Raw genomic sequence first — 5,950 nt, forward strand, 5'->3', positions numbered from 1 at the left:
GACGCTCATCACCTTCGTTCTCGTCGCCATCATCCTGCGCTGGAAGGCCTGGGGTCCCATCCTCTCGCTCGTGGAGGAGCGTGAGAAGCAGATCGCCAGCTCCATCGAGGCCGCCAAGCGTGAGCGCGCCGAGGCCGAGAAGCTGCTCGCCGAGCAGAAGACGGCCATCGCCGAGGCCCGCCGCGACGCGCAGGAGATGCTCCGCCGCAACCAGCAGGAGGTGGAGAAGTTCCGCGAGGAGCTGATGGCCAAGAGCCGCAAGGAGGCCGACGAGTTCAAGGCCTCGGCGCAGCGGGAGATCCAGGAGCAGAAGACCAAGGCCATCGCCGAGGTGAAGGCCATGGCGGTGGACCTGGCCATGGACGTGGCCGGCAAGCTGCTCAACGAGCGCATGGACGACACCAAGCACCGCGCGCTGGCCGAGCAGTTCGTGCAGGGTCTGCCCGGCAAGGGCACGTCCGGCCCCCGGGTGTAGTCGTCCGGATTTCCGGTCCCGCGCACCGCTGTTCAGGAACCCAATATGGCGCTTTCCATCGGCATCGTCGGTCTGCCCAACGTGGGCAAGTCCACCCTCTTCAATGCGCTCTCGGCGGCGGGAGCGCAGGCGGCCAACTACCCGTTCTGCACCATCGAGCCGAACGTGGGCGTGGTGCCGGTTCCGGACGAGCGACTGGACAAGCTGTCGGCGCTGATAAAGCCGCTCAAGAAGATCCCCACCTCGCTGGAGTTCGTGGACATCGCCGGCCTGGTGCGTGGCGCCTCGAAGGGTGAGGGTCTGGGCAACCAGTTCCTGGGCAACATCCGGCAGGTGGACGCGGTGCTGCACGTGCTGCGCTGCTTCGTGGACGACAACGTCACCCACGTGGAGGGCGGCGTGGACCCGGTGCGAGACCGGGACGTGGTGGACACGGAGCTGTGCCTCAAGGACCTGGAGACGGTCGAGAAGCGTCGCGAGCGCTCGCAGAAGAACACCAAGATGGGCGGCAAGGCGGGCGACGAGGCCAAGGCCGAGCTGGTGGTGCTGGACAAGGTGAAGGCCGGGCTGGACTCGGCCATCACCGTGCGCGCGCAGAAGCTGACGGCCGATGAGCGGGCGGTCCTCCGCGACCTCTTCCTGCTGACGGACAAGCCGGTGCTGTACGTGGCGAACATCAGCGAGAAGCAGATTGGCAAGGAGGACTCGGACCCGATGGTGCAGCGGGTGCGGGAGATGGCGGCGAAGGAGGGCGCGGGGGTGGTGGTGCTGGCGGCGGCGATGGAGGCCGAGATCCAACAGCTGCCCGAGGAGGAGCGTCCGGGCTTCCTGGAGAGCGCGGGGCTGTCGGAGCCGGGCCTGCACAAGGTGGTGCGGGAGGGCTACAAGCTGCTGGGCCTCCAGACGTACTTCACGGTGGGCGAGCAGGAGTGCCGGGCGTGGACGATCCACAAGGGTGACAAGGCGCCGCAGGCGGCGGGCGTCATCCACTCGGACTTCGAGCGCGGCTTCATCAAGGCCGAGGTGATGAGGTGGGAAGACCTCATCAAGCTGGGCAGCGAGTCGGCGGTGAAGGAGAAGGGCCTGCTGCGCGTGGAAGGCAAGGAGTACGTGGTGCAGGACGGCGACTGCATGCACTTCCGCTTCAACGTGTAGCGAAGCACACCCTGCCTTGCACCCCCTGGGGTCGACCGGTACGTTCCGTGGCCTCACCCCAGGAGGCCACGTGACGAGCGCTGAGCCCATCTCAGACCGAGCGGCAATGCTGGTGGAGCGCTTCGGCAGCCCCCTCTACGTCTATGACGCCGAGCGGGTCCGTACCGCCTACCGCACCTTCGCCGAGGCCTTCCCCTACGCCCCGGTCGACTTCCACTACGCGATCGTCTGCAACAAGAACCAGCACCTGGTGCGGCTGCTGCACGGGCTGGGGGCGGGCATCCACGCCAACACCCCGGGTGATGCCCATGCGGCGCTCGCGGCCGGCGTCCCCGCCCACCGCATCGTCTACAGCGGCACCAACCTCGACGAGGTGGACCTGACGTACCTCCTGGAGCGCGGCATCCGGCTCAACCTGGATTCAGTGGACCAGCTCCGGGACTACGCGGCGCGCTGCCCGGGTGGCTCGGTGGGCCTGCGCCTCCTGGTGGACGACCCGCGCCGCCCCAGCCGCATCGGCGTCGACCCCGCCGAGCTCCCCGAGGCCCTGGAGATCGCTCGCGCGGCCGGGCTGCGCCTCGTGGGCCTGCACATGTACGCGGGCACCAACAACCTCTCGTTGTCCCGCTTCCTCACCTGCTTCGACCGGCTGCTCGCCGCGGCCGAGTCCCTGCCCGACCTGGAGGAGGTCGACGTGGGCGGCGGCTTCGGTGTCCCCTACCGCCCGGACCTGCCCGCGCTCGACCTGCCCACGCTGGGCCGTGAGGTGGCCAGCAGGCTGGAGGCCTTCTCGTCGCGCCGGGGCCGGCGGATCCGCCTGGTGGTGGAACCCGGGCGTGTGCTGGTGGCGGAGGCGGGCACGCTGCTCGTGAAGGTCATCTCCGTGAAGGAGCGCGGAGGCCGGCGCTACGTCGGCGTGGACAGCACGGTGGGCAACGTCGTGGTGAAGAGCGTCTACTACCCCCACCACCGCATCGAGGTACTGTCTCCCCGGGGTGCGCCCCTGGCGGTACCCACGGACGTCTGCGGCAACACCACCCACTCGCGGGACTTCCTCGCGCGGGACTGCCAGCTGCCGCCGCTCGCCCCCGGGGACCTGCTCGCCCTGCGCGATGTCGGCGCCTACGGCTATGCCATGTCGAGCCACTTCCTGAATCGTCCCCGTCCCGCCGAGGTGGTGCTCGACCAGGACGAGGCGATCCTCACCACGCGCCGCGAGACCTTCGCGGACCTGCTGGCTACCCAGGTGGGCTCATGAGTGGCATCTGTGGCTTCGTCGGAGACGCGGCGCCCGGGACGCTCGAGGCGATGCTCGCGGCCATCGACTACCGCGGGGACCGCACCGACATCGCGCTCGCTCCGGGCGTGGGTCTGGGCTACCGCTGGTGGGGCGGGCGCCCCGGTAAGGCCCCGGGCATCCTCCGCCAGGGCCCGCACCTGCTCGCCTGTGCTGGGACGCTCGTGCCCCCGGTGGCCTCGCCCGCCGAGGAGCTGCTGCGGCGGCTCGGGCAGGGCGGCTCCGCGCTCGAGGACCTCGATGGTGCCTTCGCCTGCGCCTGGTGGGACGGCGAGCGGCGGCGACTCACGGTGGCCAGAGACCCCTTCGGCGTCCGCTCGCTCTACTACGCGGTCCAGGGCGGGGTGCTGTACTTCGCCAGCGAGCTGAAGCAGCTGCTGGCCGTGCCGGGCTTCGAGGTGGTGCTGGAGCCGACGGCCATCCACAAGTACCTCACCTTCTCCTTCGTGCCCGGCGAGAACGTGCCGCTGCGCGGGGTGAAGCGCGTACCCGCGGGCCACGTGGGCACCTTCGAGCAGGGCATGCTGTCCGCCACGCCGTACTTCACCCTGCGCGAGCAGTTGGATCCCGCGCTGGAGGACCAGGGCGAGGCGGTGCGGCGCATGCGTCGCCTCTGCCGGAGCGCGGTGCGCAGCCGGCTCAACGGCGAGCCGGAGGTCGCCCTCTACCTCTCGGGAGGAATCGACTCCTCGGGCGTGGCCGTGTGGCTGAAGGAAGAGGGCGCGAAGGTCCAGGCCTTCACCCTGGACTTCGGCGAGCGGAGCGTCGAGCGCGAGCAGGCCGAGCAGGTGGCCCGGCATCTCGGGTTCCCGCTCACCCAGGTGAAGGCGAGCGGCGAGGACATCGGCCCGGCGTTGATGGACCTCGTCTGGAAGCTGGACCTGCCCTTCGGCGACGCGGTCACCGGTCCCCAGTTCCTGCTCGGGCGGGCGGCGCGACAGGCGGGGCTCTCGGCGGTCTTCAACGGCGAGGGAGGCGACCAGCTCTTTGGCGGGTGGACCTCGAAGCCGATGATCGCCGCCACGGTCTACGGCGACCTGTACGAAGGCGAGCAGGAGGAGCCCGAGGAAATCTACCTGCGCTCCTACCACCGCTTCTACGGGCTGGAGGAGGAACTCTACACGCCGGCGTTCCGCGAGCAGGTGGGAGGACCGGGCCAGCGGCGCACGCTGCTGCGGCCCTACCTCGGCAGCCCGGAGATTCCCCACTTCCTCAACCGCGTGCGTCTGGCGGACATCGCGCTCAAGGGGACGCAGAACATCCTCCCGCGCGCCGAGCGGATCGCCAATGCGTGGGCGCTCGACATGCGGGTGCCGCTCTTCGACCGCGCCCTGGCCGAGGCCTCCTTCGCCCTGCCGCCGCGACTCAAGCTCCACGGCGCGTGCGAGAAGTACGTTCTCAAGCTGGCCCTCCAGGGCAAGCTCCCCGATGACATCATCTGGCGCCGGAAGTACGGGATGAGTGTCCCCTCGACGGAGTGGGTGCTCGGCCCCCTGGCGCCGGTGATGGAGGACCTGCTCGGGCCCGCGTCGCTGCGGCGGCGCGGGATGTTCCGGGAGGAGTTCATCGCCGGGCTGCGGCAGGGGAAGGATCTCCCCTCGGAGACGCGGCGCCGGCGCATCGGTGAGAAGCTGTGGGCGCTCGCCATGCTGGAAGCGTGGATGAGGGTCTTCGTGGACGGCCGCGGGCGCCGCCCGGGAGGGACGACATGATCTGCATCCGCTGTCAGCACGACTCGAAGTACCCCGAGCGGAAGGCCGAAGGGAAGTGCGAGAAGTGTGGCGGGAAGTTCGCGTTCGAGCCGCGCGAGGGGGCCCGCTTCTCGGATCAGGCCTTCCAGAAGGCCATCGACAAGGTCTCGTCGGAGGGGAAGGTGAAGTGGGGGGTCGAGCACCTCTATTACGAGCTCTGCCGCCGGGCCCGCCCCAAATCCAGCCTGGTGGTGGGGTGCGCGCTCTTCTTCATCCCGATGATCCCCCTCACCATCTCCACCCTGGCCGGTCCCCTGCCGGTCGCGGTCCTGATGGTCGCCGCGATCATCCTGGGCCTGGTGGCGTATCGCGCGTCCGGCCTCAGTCAGGACACGCTCCCGCGCGGCGACTTCGAGAAGATGTGGGACCAGTGGGGGCGGATCCACGGCAAGGTTCCGAGCGCCATCCAGCGCAAGTCGCAGGAGGAGCCATCGCGAGCCGCGCGCGCGCCCGAGCCAGACCTGGAGGACTACTCCTTCGACCGGGCCGTCATCTGCGACCGCGCCCGCACGGCGGACCTGCTGCTGGCCAACAACTTCCACTTCGAGAACAACTGCGCGATCCTCTCGTTCGACGGCTACCCCAAGCCGGCCTTCGAGAGCGTGCGGCGCATGCTCAAGCGCAACCCCCGACTCGAGGTCTACGCGCTGCACGACGCCACCCCCGTGGGCTGCCGGCTGGCGCACCGCCTCGCGACGGATCCAGAGTGGTTCAAGGGCCAGGGGCGGGTCATCGACGTGGGGCTGCGGCCCGTCCACGCCGGGCCCTTCAAGGGACTGCTGCTGCCCAGCGAGGGTGTCGTCAGGGAGGGCAACGGCATCTCCGTGCAGGAGGCGCGCTGGCTCTCCGAGCACAAGCTGGAGCTCGCCGCCATCCGCCCCGAGCAGGTGCTGAAGCGGCTGTTCCGGGCCATCAGCCGTCAGCCGTCCTTCCCCTCCGCCGCGCCCGAGTCCGCACCGTCCCTGCCTTCCTCCAGGCCCGACCCGTCCCTCGCGACGGCCGGGGCCATCGCCGTCGCCGGAGCCGCCGCCGCGGCGGCCGCTGCCCCTCCTCCGGGTGCGAAGCAGAAGCCCAAGGACAACCCCAAGGACAACAAGGACAGCGGCTCGAGCTCGAGCAGCGGTGACGGGGGTGGCGGGGGTGGCGGGGACTCGGACTGGTCGGTGGACACGGACTCCTTCTCCTCCGACGCCGACTCCTCCGACGGCGGCGCGGACAGCTTCGGGTAGCCGATGGGAACTCCACGTATCCTCAGACCGGCCCCGGGGCCGC

5 protein-coding genes are annotated in these 5,950 nt (G+C 70.0%); all 5 read left to right on the forward strand.

Going from position 1 to position 5,950, the window contains the following annotated elements:
• Positions 1-475, forward strand: a 475-nt coding sequence (gene atpF / locus VF794_RS09290; protein ID WP_331108878.1) for a F0F1 ATP synthase subunit B, incomplete at its 5' end; no start/stop codon positions are given.
• 45 nt (positions 476-520) lie between these two features.
• Positions 521-1,630, forward strand: a complete 1,110-nt coding sequence (ychF, locus tag VF794_RS09295; protein ID WP_331108879.1) for a redox-regulated ATPase YchF — start codon at positions 521-523, stop codon at positions 1,628-1,630.
• Positions 1,631-1,736: 106 nt separating this feature from the next.
• Positions 1,737-2,888 carry a diaminopimelate decarboxylase gene (locus VF794_RS09300; RefSeq protein ID WP_331108880.1) on the forward strand — a complete coding sequence of 384 codons (1,152 nt, stop codon included), beginning with the start codon at positions 1,737-1,739 and terminating at the stop codon, positions 2,886-2,888.
• On the forward strand, positions 2,885-4,639 hold the full coding sequence (locus VF794_RS09305) for an asparagine synthetase B family protein (protein WP_331108881.1): 1,755 nt from the start codon (positions 2,885-2,887) through the stop codon (positions 4,637-4,639). Before VF794_RS09300 ends, VF794_RS09305 begins: the two co-directional genes overlap by 4 nt.
• Complete coding sequence (locus VF794_RS09310) at positions 4,636-5,907, forward strand: hypothetical protein (RefSeq protein ID WP_331108883.1); 1,272 nt, start codon at positions 4,636-4,638, stop codon at positions 5,905-5,907. Before VF794_RS09305 ends, VF794_RS09310 begins: the two co-directional genes overlap by 4 nt.
• The last annotated feature ends 43 nt before the right edge of the window (positions 5,908-5,950 follow it).

This window comes from Archangium sp., from assembly GCF_036389735.1.
Taxonomy (GTDB): domain Bacteria; phylum Myxococcota; class Myxococcia; order Myxococcales; family Myxococcaceae; genus Archangium.

Coding starts and splice junctions, on each gene's coding strand:
- ychF (WP_331108879.1), top strand. CDS start 521: ATGGCGCTTTCCATCGGCATCGTCGGTCTGCCCAACGTGGGCAAGTCC.
- VF794_RS09300 (WP_331108880.1), top strand. CDS start 1,737: ATGCTGGTGGAGCGCTTCGGCAGCCCCCTCTACGTCTATGACGCCGAG.
- VF794_RS09305 (WP_331108881.1), top strand. CDS start 2,885: ATGAGTGGCATCTGTGGCTTCGTCGGAGACGCGGCGCCCGGGACGCTC.
- VF794_RS09310 (WP_331108883.1), top strand. CDS start 4,636: ATGATCTGCATCCGCTGTCAGCACGACTCGAAGTACCCCGAGCGGAAG.